Annotated in this window: 15 protein-coding genes; 9 read left to right on the plus strand and 6 right to left on the minus strand. The window is 65.9% G+C overall.

What is annotated here, in order from left to right; all coding sequences use genetic code 11:
• Nucleotide 1: 1 nt before the first annotated feature.
• Nucleotides 2-964: a DMT family transporter gene (locus tag D3880_RS15045; protein WP_119894248.1), complete on the minus strand. Its 963-nt coding sequence runs from the start codon at nucleotides 962-964 to the stop codon at nucleotides 2-4.
• A gap of 302 nt (nucleotides 965-1,266) precedes the next feature.
• On the opposite strand from D3880_RS15045, the gene D3880_RS15050 reads away from it, so the two are divergent.
• Nucleotides 1,267-1,476, plus strand: coding sequence for a DUF6316 family protein (locus tag D3880_RS15050; RefSeq protein WP_119894249.1), 210 nt, complete (start codon nucleotides 1,267-1,269; stop codon nucleotides 1,474-1,476).
• 64 nt (nucleotides 1,477-1,540) lie between these two features.
• Here the strand turns inward: D3880_RS15050 and D3880_RS15055 are convergent, their stop codons facing one another.
• Both D3880_RS15055 and pap read right to left on the minus strand, forming a co-directional pair.
• Nucleotides 1,541-2,725 carry a thiolase family protein gene (locus D3880_RS15055; protein WP_119894250.1) on the minus strand — a complete coding sequence of 395 codons (1,185 nt, stop codon included), beginning with the start codon at nucleotides 2,723-2,725 and terminating at the stop codon, nucleotides 1,541-1,543.
• A gap of 150 nt (nucleotides 2,726-2,875) precedes the next feature.
• The gene (gene pap, locus D3880_RS15060; RefSeq protein ID WP_119894251.1) at nucleotides 2,876-4,363 is read right to left on the minus strand and encodes a polyphosphate:AMP phosphotransferase; all 1,488 of its coding nucleotides are present in this window, start codon (nucleotides 4,361-4,363) and stop codon (nucleotides 2,876-2,878) included.
• Between the two features lie 111 nt (nucleotides 4,364-4,474).
• Here pap and mnmC point away from each other — a divergent pair, with 111 nt between their 5' ends.
• From mnmC to D3880_RS15100, 8 genes are all read left to right on the plus strand, one after another.
• On the plus strand, nucleotides 4,475-6,451 hold the full coding sequence (gene mnmC / locus D3880_RS15065) for a bifunctional tRNA (5-methylaminomethyl-2-thiouridine)(34)-methyltransferase MnmC2/FAD-dependent 5-carboxymethylaminomethyl-2-thiouridine(34) oxidoreductase MnmC1 (protein WP_119894252.1): 1,977 nt from the start codon (nucleotides 4,475-4,477) through the stop codon (nucleotides 6,449-6,451).
• Nucleotides 6,452-6,800: 349 nt separating this feature from the next.
• Nucleotides 6,801-7,202, plus strand: a complete 402-nt coding sequence (locus D3880_RS15070) for a DUF5064 family protein (RefSeq protein WP_119894253.1) — start codon at nucleotides 6,801-6,803, stop codon at nucleotides 7,200-7,202.
• 102 nt (nucleotides 7,203-7,304) lie between these two features.
• Nucleotides 7,305-7,571, plus strand: a complete 267-nt coding sequence (locus D3880_RS15075; protein ID WP_119894254.1) for a metal-sensing transcriptional repressor — start codon at nucleotides 7,305-7,307, stop codon at nucleotides 7,569-7,571.
• 21 nt (nucleotides 7,572-7,592) lie between these two features.
• Nucleotides 7,593-8,135 carry a rhodanese-like domain-containing protein gene (locus D3880_RS15080; protein WP_119894255.1) on the plus strand — a complete coding sequence of 181 codons (543 nt, stop codon included), beginning with the start codon at nucleotides 7,593-7,595 and terminating at the stop codon, nucleotides 8,133-8,135.
• Nucleotides 8,135-8,890 (plus strand): sulfite exporter TauE/SafE family protein, encoded by a 756-nt coding sequence (locus D3880_RS15085; protein WP_119894256.1) that lies wholly within the window; start codon nucleotides 8,135-8,137, stop codon nucleotides 8,888-8,890. The genes D3880_RS15080 and D3880_RS15085 overlap by 1 nt, the downstream gene beginning before the upstream one ends.
• 1 nt (nucleotide 8,891) lies before the next feature.
• The gene (locus D3880_RS15090) at nucleotides 8,892-9,584 is read left to right on the plus strand and encodes an MBL fold metallo-hydrolase (RefSeq protein WP_119894257.1); all 693 of its coding nucleotides are present in this window, start codon (nucleotides 8,892-8,894) and stop codon (nucleotides 9,582-9,584) included.
• Between the two features lie 477 nt (nucleotides 9,585-10,061).
• The gene (locus D3880_RS15095) at nucleotides 10,062-12,818 is read left to right on the plus strand and encodes a hybrid sensor histidine kinase/response regulator (protein ID WP_119894258.1); all 2,757 of its coding nucleotides are present in this window, start codon (nucleotides 10,062-10,064) and stop codon (nucleotides 12,816-12,818) included.
• Between the two features lie 201 nt (nucleotides 12,819-13,019).
• The gene (locus D3880_RS15100; RefSeq protein ID WP_119894259.1) at nucleotides 13,020-13,253 is read left to right on the plus strand and encodes a YheU family protein; all 234 of its coding nucleotides are present in this window, start codon (nucleotides 13,020-13,022) and stop codon (nucleotides 13,251-13,253) included.
• An 87-nt stretch (nucleotides 13,254-13,340) separates the two neighbouring features.
• Here D3880_RS15100 and D3880_RS15105 read toward each other — a convergent pair whose 3' ends face one another.
• From D3880_RS15105 to D3880_RS15115, 3 genes are all read right to left on the minus strand, one after another.
• Nucleotides 13,341-13,673 (minus strand): YnfA family protein, encoded by a 333-nt coding sequence (locus D3880_RS15105; protein ID WP_119894260.1) that lies wholly within the window; start codon nucleotides 13,671-13,673, stop codon nucleotides 13,341-13,343.
• Nucleotides 13,674-13,726: 53 nt separating this feature from the next.
• On the minus strand, nucleotides 13,727-14,155 hold the full coding sequence (locus D3880_RS15110; RefSeq protein ID WP_119894261.1) for a hypothetical protein: 429 nt from the start codon (nucleotides 14,153-14,155) through the stop codon (nucleotides 13,727-13,729).
• Between the two features lie 135 nt (nucleotides 14,156-14,290).
• Complete coding sequence (locus D3880_RS15115) at nucleotides 14,291-15,763, minus strand: inorganic phosphate transporter (protein ID WP_119894262.1); 1,473 nt, start codon at nucleotides 15,761-15,763, stop codon at nucleotides 14,291-14,293.
• Nucleotides 15,764-15,765: the final 2 nt, after the last annotated feature.

Here is a 15,765-nt window from a genome sequence, read left to right on the forward strand (position 1 = left end):
GTTAGAGTTGTGCGGCGAGCCGCGCCCTCCGGGCGCGCAGGCCGGCCAGCAGCGACGGCCCCAGCGCGGTGAGCGCCGAACCGAGCACCACCAGCAAGGCACCGGCATAGGCGAGCCCGTTCACCTGCTCGGGCTGCACATGCTCCGGCCATAGGCTGGCGGCCAGGGCCACCGAGGCGAAGGTCACCAACGGCGTGATCGCCAGCGTGGCGCTGACGCGCGAGGCTTCCCAATGCGCCAGTGCTTCGGCGAAGGCGCCATAGGCGACCAGGGTATTCAGGCAGCAGGCCAGCAGCAGCCAGCCCTGCAACGGGCTGAGGACGAGCACCTGCTGTGGCTGAGCCCAGGGCGTCAGCACGGCGGCGCAGGCCAGGTAGATCACCATCATCACCTGCACGGAATTCCAAACCGTGAGCAACTGCTTCTGCGCCAGGCCATAGAAGGTCCAGACGAAGGCCGCCAGCAGCACGATCAGTACCCCGGTGGTGTAGGCCGTCAGCGACGACAACAGTTCATCAAGGCGCTGATTGAAGAACAGGCCGAAACCCAGCAAGAGCAGCAGCAGACCGGCGCCCTGGCCGAGGCTGAAGCGCTCGCGAAACACGAACAGGCTGCTGACCAGAAACAGCACCGGTGCCATCTGGATCACCAACTGCGTAGTACCCGCGCTGAGCAGCTCGAGGCCGAGCAGATAGAGCACGTAATTGCCGGTCAGACCGGCGATGGCCACCAGCAACAACCAGCGGCCCTTGCGCCCCAAGGCACGGAAGCTCGGCAGGCGTCTGCTCGCCGCCAGATAGCCGAGCAGGATCGAGCCCGCCACCAGCAGGCGATACCAGGTGACAGTGATCGGGTCCATCGCCGGCAGGACTTCTTTGAGCTGGATCGGCAGCATGCCCCACAGCACCGCGGTGATCAGGGCAAGGAGCAGGCCGTAGAGCCAACGGCCGGAAGAAATATGCATGGCAGCCTCGAAAGGACAGGGCTGCAACAGTCGAGATAGACCTGCGCCAGCCGCAAAGCGGCATTCTAGGCCTGGGCCTGCGACTGACACAGAGACAGTTGGATCCCCGTCTTCCCAGCAACTGTACCGCTGCAGCTGGCGGTTTTCGCCAAGCACTTGGCGTCAAAACCGCACAAGTCGACTCATTTGCGGCGATATGGCGACCAAAAGAAACCATTTGTCGCCAACACCGGCACCTCACAGTCGACCGATTAGACTTAATTCTGCAGTTTCATAATTGTGTAGGTTTGGGAGTGGTCGTCATGTACGGGCAACGGGCGTCAGATCTCAGCGCCAGCACGCATTACCGCAGCGAGCGGATCAGTGCGGTGAACGGCCAGTATTTTTTCTCGACGCGTGAAGGGACTCTGGAAGGCCCGTATTTCACCCGCTTCGATGCGGAGCGGGAGATTGGTCAGTACGTCCGCCGGCAGATCCAGGCCAGCCAGCTGCTCAAGCACCGCAGCCGCTAGCCGCAAACCCTTGCCCCCATAAAAAACCGCGCCTGAGCGCGGTTTTTTTGTTTCATCACACGGCTCAGTTATAGGCCTCGAACAAGCCGGAAGCGCCCATGCCACCGCCCACGCACATGGTGACGATGCCGTAGCGCAGCTTGCGCCGCTGCAATTCACGCACGATGTGGCCGACCTGACGCGAACCGGTCATGCCGAACGGGTGGCCGATGGAGATCGAGCCGCCGTTGACGTTGTACTTGTCGTTGTCGATGCCCAGACGGTCGCGGCTGTACAGGCACTGCGAAGCGAAGGCTTCGTTGAGCTCCCACAGGTCGATGTCGGCGATCTGCAGACCCTTGGCCTTGAGCAGCTTGGGCACCGAGAACACCGGGCCGATGCCCATCTCGTCCGGCTCGCAGCCGGCAACGGTGAAGCCGCGGAAGTACGCCTTGGGCTTGAGGCCCAGCTCCAGCGCCTTGTCCAGGCTCATCACCAGCGTCATCGAGGCGCCGTCGGACAGCTGCGAGGCGTTGCCGGCGGTGACCGAGCCATCCTCGGCGAACACCGGTTTCAGGCCGTTGAGGCTCTCGATGGTGGTGTCCGGACGGTTGCAGTCGTCGCGATCGACCACGCCTTCGACGATTTTCTGCTCGCCGCTGGCCTTGTCCTCGACCAGGTACTTGACCTGCATCGGCACGATTTCATCGTCGAACAGGCCTTCGGCCTGGGCCCGCGCGGTGCGCTGCTGGCTCTGCAGGGCGTAGAGGTCCTGTTGTTCACGGGTGACGTTGTAGCGGCGGGCGACGATTTCGGCGGTCTGCCCCATCGGGTAGTAGATCCCCGGATGTTCCAGCTGCAGGCGCGGGTTGACGAAGTTGTCGCGGTTGACGCTCTTCACCGTCAGGGTGATGGACTCGACGCCGCCGGCGACGATGACGTCGCTGCAACCGGAAGCGATCTGGTTGGCGGCGATGGCGATGGCCTGCAGGCCGGACGAGCAGTAGCGGTTGAGGGTCATGCCCGCCACACCGATGCCCAGACCGGACAGCACGGCGACGTTGCGGCCGATGTTGTGGCCCTGGGCACCCTCGTTGGAGCCGGCGCCGACCACGCAATCGTCGACCAGCAGCGGGTCGATACCGGTGCGTGCCAGCAGGGCGTTGACGCAGTGCGCCGCCATCTCGTCCGGACGAGTCTGGTTGAACTTGCCGCGGAAGGACTTGGCCAGGCCAGTCCGCACGCTGTCGACTATCACCACTTCACGCATGGCACACCTCGTTTTGTTAGCTGGTTGTTATTAACTGATTGTTGTGAGCTGAAGCTAATGGATGAAAACCGGCGTCGAGAATAAGACTTGCCCGCCGCCGGCCGCGACGATTATTCATCCCGCGTATGCGCGCCCATCCCACGCCCGGGTTCAAGCGCGTGCGAAGGCCGCTTCCAGCGCATCGTTGAGGGTGCGCAGCACCTTCACCCGGGCATAGCGCTTGTCGTTGGCCTCCACCAGGGTCCAGGGCGCGATGGCCGTGCTGGTGCGGTCGACCATGTCGCCGACGGCATCGACGTACTGGTCCCACTTGTCGCGGTTGCGCCAGTCTTCCTCGGTGATCTTGTAGCGCTTGAAGGCGATCTGTTCGCGCTCCTTGAAGCGCGCCATCTGCGTGTCCTGGTCGATCGACAGCCAGAACTTCACCACCACCACACCGTAGTTGTGCAGCTGCTCCTCGAAGTCGTTGATCTCGCTGTAGGCGCGCAGCCAGTCGGCCGGTGAGCAGAAGCCCTCGACCCGCTCGACCAGCACGCGGCCATACCAGGAACGGTCGAAGATGGTGAACTGGCGCTTGCCCGGCACGTGCCGCCAGAAGCGCCAGAGATAGGGCTGGGCGCGCTCCTCCTCGGTCGGCGCGGCGATCGGCACGGTACGGTATTGGCGCGGATCGAGCGCACCGGTGACGCGGCGGATCGCCCCGCCCTTGCCGGCCGCATCGTTGCCCTCGAACACCGCCATCAAGGCATGCCGGCGGAAGCGCTTGTCGCTGATCAGCTTGGCGAGGCGCGCTTGTTCGCCCGCCAGCTGCTTCTGGTAGGCGTCCTTACTCAGGGCCAGGCTGAGGTCGAGGCTATCCAGCAGCGCGCGGTTGTCCAGGCTGGCCACCAGCGGTGCGGCATGCGGCTGCAGCCGCTGCGGCTTGTCGGCCTGCAAGGCCGCCTGCAAGCCTTGCAGGAGAATGCGGCCGACACTCAGGCTGCGGTAATAGGGATCGGAACCCTCGATCACGTACCAGGGCGCATATTCGTGGCTGGTGCGGCGCAAGATGCGCTCGGCGCCGCGCACCATCTTGTCGTAGACCTTGGTCTGCTTCCAGTCCAGCACGCTGACCTGCCATTTGTGCCGCGGATCGTTTTCCAGCTCTTTCTGGCGCTCCTTGAGCTTCTTCTTCGAGAGGTGGAACCAGAACTTGAAGATCAGCGCGCCTTCGTCGCTGAACATCCGCTCGGTGCGCACGATCTCCTCGATGGCCTGCCCCATCTCGGCGTTCTTCAGCCGCCCCTCGACGCTGCCGATCAGCATCTGGCTGTACCAGTTGCCGAAGAAGATGCCGATCTTTCCCTTCGGCGGCATCTTGCGCCAGAAGCGCCACTGCGGCGGCCGCGACAGTTCCTCGTCGGTCGGCAGGAGAAAACTCTCGGCCTGGATCAGGCGCGGGTCCATCCACTCGTTGAGCAGTTTGACCGTCTCGCCCTTACCCGCGCCTTCGATGCCGTTGATCAGCACCAGCACGGGGAAGCTGGCGCGCTGCTTCAGCTCGAGCTGCGCCTCCAGCAGCGCTTCGCGCAATTCGATGACCGCGGCTTCGTAGGTTTCCTTGTCGATGGCATGGCCGATTTCCGCTGATTCGAACATAGAACACTCCCTGACTAGACCCGTTCAGCCTAGCGGATGAGGCTGCGCTCTGTGTAGTCCAGAGCGCCGCTGTGATCGGCTAGAATGCGCGTCCAGCCAGCGAGTGCCGTTATGTCCGAGCCCCCTTCCGCCACCTTCAGCCATGCCCAGATCGACTGGGACGACCGGGGTTTACCGCGCTCCAGGGTATTCGGCGACGTGTACTTCTCCAGCCTCGACGGCCTGGAGGAGACCCGCCAGGTGTTTCTCGCCAACAACGAGCTGGCGCCGCGCTTCGCCGCGCTGCCGGAAGGTGGTCAGCTGGTGATTGGCGAGACCGGTTTCGGCACCGGCCTGAATTTTCTCTGCGCCTGGCAGTTGTTCGAGCAAAGCGCCCCGGCCGGCGCCCGCCTGCACTTCGTCAGCGTCGAGAAGTACCCGCTGAGCCGCGCCGACCTGCAGCGTGCGCTGGCCCTGTGGCCGCAGTTGGCGGCCTATGCCGAGCCACTGCTGGCGCAGTACGTGGCCATCCACCCCGGCTTCCAGCGCCTGCTGTTCGCCGAGGGCCGCGTGGTGCTCACCCTGCTGATCGGCGATGCCCTGGAATGCCTGGCGCAACTGGATGCCCGGGTCGACGCCTGGTTCCTCGATGGCTTCGCCCCGGCCAAGAACCCGCAGATGTGGAACGCCGAGCTGTACGCCGAACTGGCACGCCTGTCCGCCCCCGGCGCGACGCTGGGCACCTTCACCAGCGCCGGCTTCGTGCGTCGCGGACTGAAGGAAGTCGGCTTCGAGATGAAGCGGATGCCCGGCATGGGCAAGAAATGGGAGGTGATGAAGGGCCGCTTTGCCGGTCAGTCGCAAAGCGGAGGCAAGCCCTGGTTCGCCCGCCCGACCTTTGTGCCAGCGAGGCGCGAGGCGCTGGTGATCGGCGCCGGCCTGGCCGGCTGCGCCACGGCCGCCAGCCTGGCCGCCCGTGGCTGGCAGGTGGGCCTGCTGGAGCGCCACGCCGAACTGGCGCAGGAGGCCTCGGGCAATCCGCAGGGGGTGCTCTATCTCAAGTTGTCGGCCCATGGCACGGCCCTGTCGCGGCTGATCCTCAGCGGCTTCGGCCACACCCGCCGGCTGCTCGAACGGCTCAAACGCGGCCAGGACTGGGACGCCTGCGGCGTGCTGCAACTGGCCTTCGACGCCCAGGAAGGCGCGCGCCAAGCCAAGCTGGCCGCGGCCTTCGCCCCCGAACTGCTGCGCCCAGTCGAGCAGGCCGAAGCCGAAAGCCTGGCCGGGGTCGCCTTGGCCAGCGGCGGCCTGTACTTCCCCGAAGGCGGCTGGGTGCACCCGCCGGCGCTGTGCCGGCGGTTCGCCGAGCACGCCAACATCCGCCTGCTGACGCACCGGGAAGCCCTGGAGCTGCGCCGCGACGGCGCGCTCTGGCAGGCCTGGGCCGGCGACCGCCTGCTCGCCGAGGCGCCGGTGGTGGTGCTGGCCGGCGCCGCCGAGGTGCGCCGCTTCGCGCAGACCGCCGAGCTGCCGCTCAAGCGCATCCGCGGACAAATCACCCGCCTGCAGCAAACCGCCGCCAGCGCGGCGCTGCACACCGTGGTCTGCGCCGAAGGCTATGTCGCCCCGGCACGCGACGGCGAGCACACCCTCGGCGCCAGCTTCGACTTCGCCAGCGACGACCTGACCCCGACCACCGCCGAGCACCTGGGCAACCTCGGCCTGCTGGCGGAGATCTCCACCGACCTGGCCGCGCGCCTGCAGGTCGCCCAACTCAGCCCCGAGCAGCTCGAAGGCCGCGCCGCGTTCCGCTGCACCAGCCCGGACTACCTGCCGATCGTCGGCCCGCTGGCCGACGCCAGCGCCTTCGCCGCGGCCTACGCCGTGCTCGGCAAGGATGCCCGGCAGACGCCGGACGCGCCCTGCCCCTGGCTCGACGGTCTGTACCTCAACAGCGGTCATGGCTCGCGCGGGCTGATCACCGCGCCGCTGGCCGGCGAGTTGCTCGCCGCCTGGCTGGACGACGAGCCGCTGCCGTTGCCGCGCGCAGTGGCCGAAGCCTGCCATCCCAACCGCTTCCTCCGGCGCCGGTTGATCCGCGGCCAGTGACGCGCCCAGCCCGCCGGCGCCGCCGGTGCTTGGCGAACGATTGGATTGCGCCCTATTGATCCAGGTCAGCACCACGCCGAGCGCAGTGGGTTTGAATGACCACGTTCAACATCAGGGCGAGAGTCCCGTCGTCTACGCCTTAGAACCTGTCTCGGATCTCGCGAGCTAGAGCGAGACAAGGCAAAAACAGCCGAAGAAGCGGAGTTTACGAGTTGTAAATGAGCATTCTGAGGCTGTTTTTAACGCCGTATCGCCGACGCGCAGCAGATCCGAGACAGGTTCTTACCCGAGGGCGTGATCAGCCGCGGAGTACGACTCTTCTGCCCCACCCGGAGGATGGAGGATCACCATGTTCCAACCCGGTCACCTGCACTGCGCGTCCCGCGGTCACGGACAGCGCTTCGATCTGCACCTGCGCTACAGCTTGCGCGACGAGGTCGAGAACGGCCGCTGGGTGGATTTCGACCTGCGCGGCAGCATCGCCGGCCGGCCCTTTCACGAACGCTTCGAGCTGCCGCGCGAACTGGCCTGCAACTTTGCCAGCGCGGCCATGCGCGTGGCCAGCAAGCACGGCCTGCGCCTGCCTGCCGGCACGATGCTGTTCTTGCGCGACGACTATGAGGCGATGTTTTGCGACCTGCGCCGCCGCCTCAAGATCAGGCCCGGCGAGCCGCTCGATCTGCAGCGCCTGGCCGATCTGACCCCGGCGCAGCCGCGCTGCGCGGTGGCCGAGTCGATCATCCGCCACTGACCCGGCGCGGCAGCGGTCATCGTCACCTGGTTGAATTCCACTCACCTCGCCAGCATACTCCCCCCTGTATACATACCCCCATGGGTATACGGGAGAAGCAGCATGACCAGCCCCAACCCCAGCCAGCAGGACGCCATGCTCAAGCGCCTGGCCCGCGTCGAGGGCCAGATCCGTGGCATCCAGGCGATGATCCGCCGCGGCGACGAGTGCGAAGCCATCGCCCAGCAGTTCTCGGCGGCGCGCAAGGCCTTGGACAAGGCCTATCAGGAGATGCTCGCCTGCTTGCTGGAAGAGACCATGCTCGATCCCGACCGCAACGACGCCGAGACCCTGGCGCGGGTCCGCGCGATCTTCACCAAATACACCTGATACTCCCCAGGAGTACCTGAAATGACCGACAGCGTATGCCTGATCGATGCCCAGCACTTTGCCGCCGTCCGCCAGCAAGGCCGGGTGCGCTTCCTGGTCGATGTGCGCAGCCCGGCGGAGTTCCGCGCCCAGCATGTGGCCGGGGCACGCAACGTGCCGCTCGACCGGCTCGACCCGGCGCAACTGGCCACCCAACTCAAGGGCGAAGGCCTGCAACGCGGCGACGAACTCTACCTGCTGTGCCAGAAAGGCCAGCGCGCGCGCCAGGCCGCCGAGCGCCTGCAGCACTTGCTGCCCGGCGTGCAGGTGATCGACGGCGGCACCGAGGCCTGCCTGGCCTGCGGCCTGCCCGGTGCAAGCGCGGCTAGCGGCGTGATCAGCCTGCAGCGCCAGGTGCAGATCGGCGCCGGCAGCCTGGTGCTGCTCGGGGTGACCCTCGGCACCTGGCTGCACCCGGGCTGGTACGGCCTGTCCGCTTTCGTCGGCGCCGGGCTGACCTTCGCCGGCCTCAGCGACACCTGCGGCATGGCCCTGCTGCTGGCGCGCATGCCCTGGAATCGCTGATGCCAGCCATGCTGCTGGAGGCCCTGGGCATCGGCACGGTGCTCGGCCTGCTGCTCGGCCTGACCGGTGCCGGCGGCTCGCTGGTCGCCCTGCCGCTGCTGCTCAGCCTGCACCTGCCGCTGCGCGATGCCATCGGCGTCAGCCTCGGGGCGGTGGCCCTCACCGCCCTGATCGGTGCGCTGCCACGGGCCCGCCAGGGTCAGGTGGCCTGGCGGCCGGTGCTGTTGCTCAGTCTCAGCGGCCTGCCGGGCAACGCCCTGGGTCAGTGGCTGGGCCGCTTCGTCCCCGAAACGCTGCTGCTGATCGGCTTCTGCCTGCTGGTGCTCTGGTCGGCCTGGCGGATGTGGCGCAGCGCCGGGCTGCCGCGCCCCGGCCAGGGACCGCTGCGCAGCCTGCCGCTGGTCGCCATCGGTCTGGGTGTCGGCCTGCTGTCCGGGTTGATGGGCGTCGGCGGCGGCTTTCTGGTCGTTCCCGCGCTACTCTGGTTTACCCCGCTGTCGATGCTGGCCGCCGCCGCCACCTCGATGGCGGTGATCGCCCTGGTCTCCGGCGGCGGCTTCCTGCTCTACCTGAGTGGCGCGCAGCCTTCACCGCTGCTGCTCGGCGGTCTGGCCGCCGGCGGCGCGCTCGGCGTAATGGTCGGCAACCAGCTCGCCCTGCGCCTCGGCGGGCAGTTGCTGCAGCGTTTGTTCGCCCTGCTGCTGGTGGCCACCAGCCTGTCGCTGGCCGGGCAAAAGCTACTGGGAGGTGCCTGACATGCTGTTTCGCCAACTGTTCGATGTCACCAGCTCGACCTACAGCTACCTGCTCGCCGATCGGGGCGAGGCGCTGCTGATCGACCCGGTCAAGGACAAGCTGGACGACTACCTGTGCCTGCTCGGCGAGCTCGAATTGCGCCTGGTGCTGGCCGTCGACACCCACACCCACGCCGACCACATCACCGCGCTCGGCGCTCTGCGCAACGCCACCGGCTGTCGCAGCGGCTTCGGCGCGCAGAGCGGCAGCACCTGCGCCAGCTTCACCTTCGCCGACGGCGAGCGCCTGGCGTTCGGCCGACGCGAGCTGCTCGCCTGGTACACGCCGGGGCACACCGACGACTCCTACTGCTTCCTCCTGCCGGTCACCGCGCATCAACCGGCCCAGCTGTTCAGCGGCGATACCCTGCTGATTCGCGGCACCGGCCGCACCGACTTCCAGAACGGCGACGCCCGCCAGCAATGGGCCAGTTTGCAGCGCCTGCTGAGCCTGCCGGGCGACACCGAGCTGTGGCCCGGCCACGACTACAGGGGCTGGACCCGCTCGAGCATCGGCGAAGAAGCGGCGCACAACCCGCGCCTGCAGGTCGCCGATGGCGAGGCCTATGCGGCGCTGATGGCCGGACTCAAGCTGCCCAACCCACGGCTGATGGACATCGCCGTGGCGGCCAATCGCGCCTGCGGCCAGAGCTGACGGGGCCTGCCAACTTACAACCAACCCGCAAATCCTCCGGTCGGACCCTGTGTGCCCTGGTTGGCACACATCCTCCCCAACGGCCCAACCGGTAAGGCCGGCGCCGCCGCCTTGCTGACGGCGCTCAAAGATCTAAGAGCCTGTTTACGATCTGCTGCGCGTCGGCCATACGGCATTGAAATCGGGCTCAGTAAGCCGCTTGCGGCTAACGCACTTCAGTGCGGCCCGGAGGGCGAGCGCAGCGAGTCATGCTCATTTACAACGCGTAAACTGCGCCACTTCGCCGATTTATTCGCTGGCGCTCACCCTACGGGCCAGCCTTCGGCTGTTACTCCCGCTGGTCGTTGCGCCTTGTCTGGCTCTAGCTCGCAAGATCGTAAACAGGCTCTAAGGAGGCTTGAAGGCCGGCGCGCATGAGAGCAAAGTGCCATAAAAAAGCCCCGGGGCAACATCCGGCGGCCCCAATGAGGTTCGCGGATGCCTCGTCTGTTCCTGGCCTTGCTGCTCTTGTGCTGTGCCATTCCGGCCTCGGCCTCAGCGTCGTTGCTCGCGCCGCTGGATCGGGATGAACTGCGCCTGTCGCTCGGCCCCTACCTGAGCTATCACGAAGATCCCAGTGGCCAGCTCAGCCTCGAGCAGGTGCGAGCCCTGCCCAACGCCGCCTTCATCCCGATCCGCAACCAACACGCCAACCTCGGCAAGAACACCTCGACCTGGTGGTTCAAGGTCCGCCTGAACAACCTGCGCGCGCATGACCTGGCCGGCTATGTGGAGGTCAACTATGCGCTGCTGGATGACTTGCAGCTGTATCTGATCGGCCCGGACGGCCAGATCAAGCGCCAGGCAAGCGGCGATCGGTTCGCCTTTAGCCAACGCCCGGTACAGGTGAACAACTTCTGGTTCCCGGTCGCGCTGCCCGCTGGCGAGACCACCCTGCTGCTGCGCGTGCAAAGCACCAGTACCATTTTCGTCCCGCTGCTGTTCAGCACCTACGCCGCCAGCGCAGCCGCCCAGGAATTCCTGACGGGCATGAACGGCGCCTTCTATGGCGTGCTGTTCGCGATGTTCTGCTACAACCTGTTCCTGTTCTTCTCGCTGCGCGAACCGAGCTATTTCTGGTACCTGGTCTACATCCTCAACATCGGTCTGCTGGCCGCCAGCTTCGACGGCCTGCTGTTTCAGTTGCTGCCCGACCAGATCGCCCTGCAGTCATTCGGCATCAATCTGTTCATGTACCTGCATTGCCTGGCCGCGCTGCAGTTCAGCCGGCACTTCCTGCATACCCAGCGCTTCATCCCGCGCCTGGATCGCCCCTTGCAACTGTTGATGCTGTTGGTGCTGGCCTGCGCGCTGACGGCGCCCCTGGTCGGCCTGCGGGTGTGGAACATCATGGCCAGCCTGGCCACCCTGCTGGTGTCCGTGTGCCTGCTGCTGGGCGGCAGCTACGCCTGGCGCCACGGCCTGCGCTACGGCTCCTACTACATTCTCGCCTGGGGCGTGCTGCTCGGCGCCGTTATCTTGGCCACCTTCGGTTCGCTGGGCCTCGACCTGAACGGCAGCTACGGCTCGATGGTGGCGAAGATCGGTGTCACCATCGAGCTGATTACCCTGTCCTTCGGCCTCGCCGACCGCATCAACCTGCTCAAGGAAGAAGGCTTTCTCTCACGCCAGGCCGCCGAACAGGCGGAGGTCGAGAGCCGGGCCAAGAGCCGCTTCCTGGCCAAGATGAGCCATGAGATCCGCACGCCACTGAACGGCGTGCTGGGCATGCTGCAACTGCTCAAGGAAACCCCGCTGGATCGCAGCCAGCGCTTCTACGTCGACACCATCGCCAGCTCCGGCAGCTCGCTGATGGCGGTGATAAACGACATCCTCGACTACGCCCGGATCGAGTCCGGCAAGCTCAGCCTCGAGCAGATCGAGTTCGACCTCGAAGAACTGCTGTCCGACACCCTCAGCCTGTTCACCGCCCAGGCGCTGGAGAAGAACCTGCGCCTCTACCTCAGCCTCGAGGGCGGCGTGCCGCGACGCATTCAGGGCGACCCGACGCGCCTCAAGCAGGTGCTGATGAACCTGCTGAGCAACGCCCTGAAATTCACCGCCGAAGGCCACGTGGCGATCAACGTCTGCCGCCGCCAGGGCGCCCATGGCGCCGAACGCCTGGTGTTCGCCGTCAGCGACAGCGGCATCGGCATTCCCGATCAGGTACAGACCCAGCTGTTCAAGTCCTTCGCCCAAGGCGACTCCAGCACCACCCGCCGCTATGGCGGCAGTGGCCTGGGCCTGGTGATCAGCAAGGAATTGGTGGAGATGATGGGCGGCCGTATCGAGGTGCAGAGCAGCAGCGGCCAAGGCACGCGCTTCAGCTTCGATATCCCCCTGGACGCCACCAGCCAGAACGACGAACTCGGCGAGTTGCTGCACGGCCGCACCGCCCTGCTCTGCTCGCTCGACGGCCTCGGCCTCGATGCCCTCAGCCGGGTGCTGGGGCGCTGGGGCATGCGCACCGAGCGCTGCCAGAACCCCGAGCGGCTGCTCGACTATTTCGATGACTTCGCCGTGCCGCCGCTGTTGGTGCTGATGTCGCCCTGGCCCGGCAGCGTGTCGCTGTGGCTCGACTCGCTGCGCCCGCGCCTGCAGCCCGGGCTGCGCGTGCTGGTGCTGTGCCCGCCGCAATTTTGTCAGGCGCTGGCTGGCGCCGAAACTCTGCGCCTGCTCAACCTGCCCTTGCCGCTGACGCTCATCCCGCTGCGGGAAACACTGCTGGAGCTGTACCAGGAGCGGCGTAAAGTACCGCGGCCAACCCCGCGTGCCAGCCAACCCGACGGCGATACCACCCCCTGCATCCTGGTCGCCGAAGACAACCCGGTGAACCAGCTGGTGGTCCAGGGCTTCCTGAAGAAGCGCGGCTATAACGTGCGCCTGGTCAACAATGGCCGCGTCGCGGTCAGTGAATACCAACGCGCGCCGCAAGCCATCCAACTGATCCTGATGGACTGCGAAATGCCGGAAGTGGACGGTTTCGAGGCGACCCGGCAGATCCGCGACCTGGAGTGCCAGCTGCACCTCGCCGCGGTGCCGATCGTCGCGCTGACCGCGCACATCCTCGACGAACACCGCCGGCAAGGCGCCGAAGCCGGGATGGACGACTTCCTCGGCAAGCCGCTGGACGGTGCCCTGCTGTACGCCACGCTGGACCGTTATCTGCTCGGCCAGCCGCTGGCCAACGGCTGAAAGCTGAGGGTGAGGCTCGGGGCTGTTAGGTTCTGTACGAAAAGTCGCCGAGCGAAGGTCAGGCAAGGCAAAAACAGGCGAGGACGCGGAGTTTACGAGTTGTAAATGAGCAGTCCGAGCCTGTTTTTAACGCAGCATCACCGAGCGCAGGCAGTTTTCGTACAGAACCTCTAGTATCGGCGCCCGTTTTGGAGAATAGCCATGCTGATCCCCCACCACTTGCTGGAAGCCGGCACCCTCACCCGCCTGATCGAGGACTTCGTCACCCGCGAGGGCACCGACAATGGCGACGACACCGAGCTGGAGACCCGCGTGCAACGGGTGCGCCGGGCGCTGGAGAAAGGCGAGGCGGTGATCGTCTTCGATCCGGAAAGCGAACAATGCCAGCTCGCCCTCAAGCGCGATGTGCCGCGCGAGTGGCTGGAGCAGGGATAGCCGGGTAGGTTGGGCTGAGCGCAGCGAAGCCCAACAGCGGGCGGCACGCTGCGTTGGGCTTCGTCGCTGCGCGCCTCAACCCACAACCTACGGCTGGGAAAAACGCGGACCGAGCAGCACGATGCTGGCGCCCAGCACGCACAGCGCTACGCCCAGCCAGTCGCTGGCCAGCGGCCGGGTGCGTTCGATCAGCATCAACCAGAGCAGCGAGGCCACGATATAAATGCCGCCATAGGCCGCATAGGCGCGCCCGGCATAGGCCGCCTCGACGCGGGTCAGCAGCAGGGCGAACAGCGTCAGGCTGAGCAGACCGGGCGCCAGCCACCAGGCGCTCTTGCCCAGGCGCAGCCATAGCCAGAATGTGTAGCAACCGGCGATTTCGAACAGCGCGGCGAGGAAGAACCACAGATAGTTGAGCATCGGCGAAACTCACGGTGAGGGGTCGAGCGGCATAGCCATCAGGCGAAGCGCGCTCAGCCGCGCAGATTGCCTTCCCGCTCCCAGGCGCAGCGCACCCGCAAGCTGTCCTCTTGCGGGCTGTGAAAGCCCTTCTCCGACTCCCAGCGGAAGGTATGGGTGCCGTTCAATTCGGTTTCCAGATGGACCACGGCGCTGGCCCAGTACAGGCGCTTGAGCAGCGCCTCGAACTGCTCGACCCAGAGCTTCCACTCGTACTCCACCGCGCGGTAGCTGGCGCCGAAGTGGATCACTTGGGTCTGGTACAGCCCTTCGCCCGGCTGCTGGCAGCAGGAGAACATCTCGCGACCGAGAAACGGCCAGGCATTGCCGGCCGGCAAAGCCGCCAGTTCACGCTGGTTGGTGGCTCGACGCACACGCCGCTGCTCCGGATCGGCGGACGGCCAATCGCGAATGCAGCCATAGACGATGGATTCGGACTCCACACGAACACTCCAGAAGCAGAAGGCAGCCTTCTAACACAGGCCAGGCCCTTGGGAAACCGCGGTGCCTGCAAAGCATGCGGCGGTTGGCGCAGACAGAAAAAAGGCGCCAACCGGCGCCTTTTTCTCACAACGGCGTTAGCCGACGAAGCGCGTCGCCAACCAGAACAGGCCGGCTGCCAGGCACACCGTGGTGGGCAGGGTCAGCACCCAGGCCAGCAGGATGGTACGCACGGTGCCACCCTGCAGGCCGCTCTTGTTCGCCACCATGGTGCCGGCCACGCCGGAAGACAGCACGTGGGTGGTCGACACCGGCAGGCTGAACACGTTGGCCATACCAATGGCGCAGGCGGCGGTGATCTGCGCAGCCATGCCCTGGGCATAGGTCATGCCCTGCTTGCCGATCTTCTCGCCAACCGTCAGCACCACGCGCTTCCAGCCGACCATGGTGCCGATACCGAGCGCCAGGGCGACGGCGAAGATGACCCAGAACGGCGCGTATTCGGTGGTCGCGGTGAGGTCTTTGCGCAGCTTGTTGAGGTCGGCCTTCTCCCGCGCGGAAAGGCCTTCGAGCTTGCCCACCTTCTTCGCGGTGTCATCCAGGCAGAGCAGGTAGCGGCGCACCTCGATGCGCTTCTCGGCATCCAGGGCGTTGTAGTCGGTGACGTTCTTGAGATCGGCGAGCAGGGCGGCGATGGTCATCTCGGTCTGCTTCGGCTCGCAGCGGAACAGCTCGGGCAGGTCGGTGTCATTGCTCTTGCCGAGCGCCAGGTAGTCGCCGAGGGTCGCCTGGTTGCGCTCGTAGAACTGGCTCAGGTGCAGGGTGGCGTCGCGGGTCCGCTCGATCTGGTAGGTGGTGCTGTTCAGGTCCAGCACGAACAGGCCGGGCACGATGCCGATCAGCACCAGCATGATCAGGCCGATGCCCTTCTGGCCGTCGTTGGAGCCGTGCACGAAGCTCACGGCCATGGCCGACAGCACCAAGACCAGACGATTCCAGAACGGTGGATGCTTCTTGCCCTTGATCTCCTTGCGGCTCTCCGGGGTGTTGTGCATCTTCGACACCGGCAACCACCACCTCAGCCCCAGCAGCAGCAACGCGGCGACGGCAAAACCAGCCATCGGCGAGAGCACCAGGGAAATGCCGATATCGATCGCCTTCTGCCAGTTGACCCCATCGGCCAGCGAAATTTCGCTGATCAGCGCGTTGGCCAGGCCGACGCCGAGGATCGAGCCGATCAGCGTGTGCGAACTGGACGCCGGAATGCCGAAATACCAGGTGCCCAGGTTCCAGGCGATGGCCGCCGTCAGCAGGGAGAACACCATGGCCAGGCCATGGCCGGTGTTGACGTTGATCAGCAACTCCACCGGCAGCAGATGGACGATGGCATAGGCCACCCCGACACCGCCGAGCAACACCCCTAAGAAGTTGAAGATACCCGAGAGGATCACCGCCAGATGGGCAGGCATGGCATTGGTGTAAATCACCGTGGCCACTGCGTTGGCGGTGTCGTGGAAGCCGTTGATGAACTCGAAGAAGAGCACGAAGGCCAAGGCCAGCACCAGGCTCACGAGCACCCAGGCATCAAGCCCGCTGAGAAGATCGAACATGA

This window comes from Pseudomonas cavernae (genome assembly GCF_003595175.1).
Taxonomy (GTDB): Bacteria; Pseudomonadota; Gammaproteobacteria; order Pseudomonadales; family Pseudomonadaceae; genus Aquipseudomonas; species Aquipseudomonas cavernae.

Excerpts from the sequence above, each read along its gene's own strand:
- D3880_RS15105 (WP_119894260.1), bottom strand. The coding sequence starts at position 13,673 with ATGCTCAACTATCTGTGGTTCTTCCTCGCCGCGCTGTTCGAAATCGCC.
- pap (WP_119894251.1), bottom strand. The coding sequence starts at position 4,363 with ATGTTCGAATCAGCGGAAATCGGCCATGCCATCGACAAGGAAACCTAC.
- D3880_RS15095 (WP_119894258.1), top strand. The coding sequence starts at position 10,062 with ATGCCTCGTCTGTTCCTGGCCTTGCTGCTCTTGTGCTGTGCCATTCCG.
- D3880_RS15090 (WP_119894257.1), top strand. The coding sequence starts at position 8,892 with ATGCTGTTTCGCCAACTGTTCGATGTCACCAGCTCGACCTACAGCTAC.
- D3880_RS15055 (WP_119894250.1), bottom strand. The coding sequence starts at position 2,725 with ATGCGTGAAGTGGTGATAGTCGACAGCGTGCGGACTGGCCTGGCCAAG.
- mnmC (WP_119894252.1), top strand. The coding sequence starts at position 4,475 with ATGTCCGAGCCCCCTTCCGCCACCTTCAGCCATGCCCAGATCGACTGG.
- D3880_RS15080 (WP_119894255.1), top strand. The coding sequence starts at position 7,593 with ATGACCGACAGCGTATGCCTGATCGATGCCCAGCACTTTGCCGCCGTC.
- D3880_RS15070 (WP_119894253.1), top strand. The coding sequence starts at position 6,801 with ATGTTCCAACCCGGTCACCTGCACTGCGCGTCCCGCGGTCACGGACAG.
- D3880_RS15115 (WP_119894262.1), bottom strand. The coding sequence starts at position 15,763 with ATGTTCGATCTTCTCAGCGGGCTTGATGCCTGGGTGCTCGTGAGCCTG.
- D3880_RS15100 (WP_119894259.1), top strand. The coding sequence starts at position 13,020 with ATGCTGATCCCCCACCACTTGCTGGAAGCCGGCACCCTCACCCGCCTG.
- D3880_RS15045 (WP_119894248.1), bottom strand. The coding sequence starts at position 964 with ATGCATATTTCTTCCGGCCGTTGGCTCTACGGCCTGCTCCTTGCCCTG.
- D3880_RS15075 (WP_119894254.1), top strand. The coding sequence starts at position 7,305 with ATGACCAGCCCCAACCCCAGCCAGCAGGACGCCATGCTCAAGCGCCTG.
- D3880_RS15085 (WP_119894256.1), top strand. The coding sequence starts at position 8,135 with ATGCCAGCCATGCTGCTGGAGGCCCTGGGCATCGGCACGGTGCTCGGC.
- D3880_RS15050 (WP_119894249.1), top strand. The coding sequence starts at position 1,267 with ATGTACGGGCAACGGGCGTCAGATCTCAGCGCCAGCACGCATTACCGC.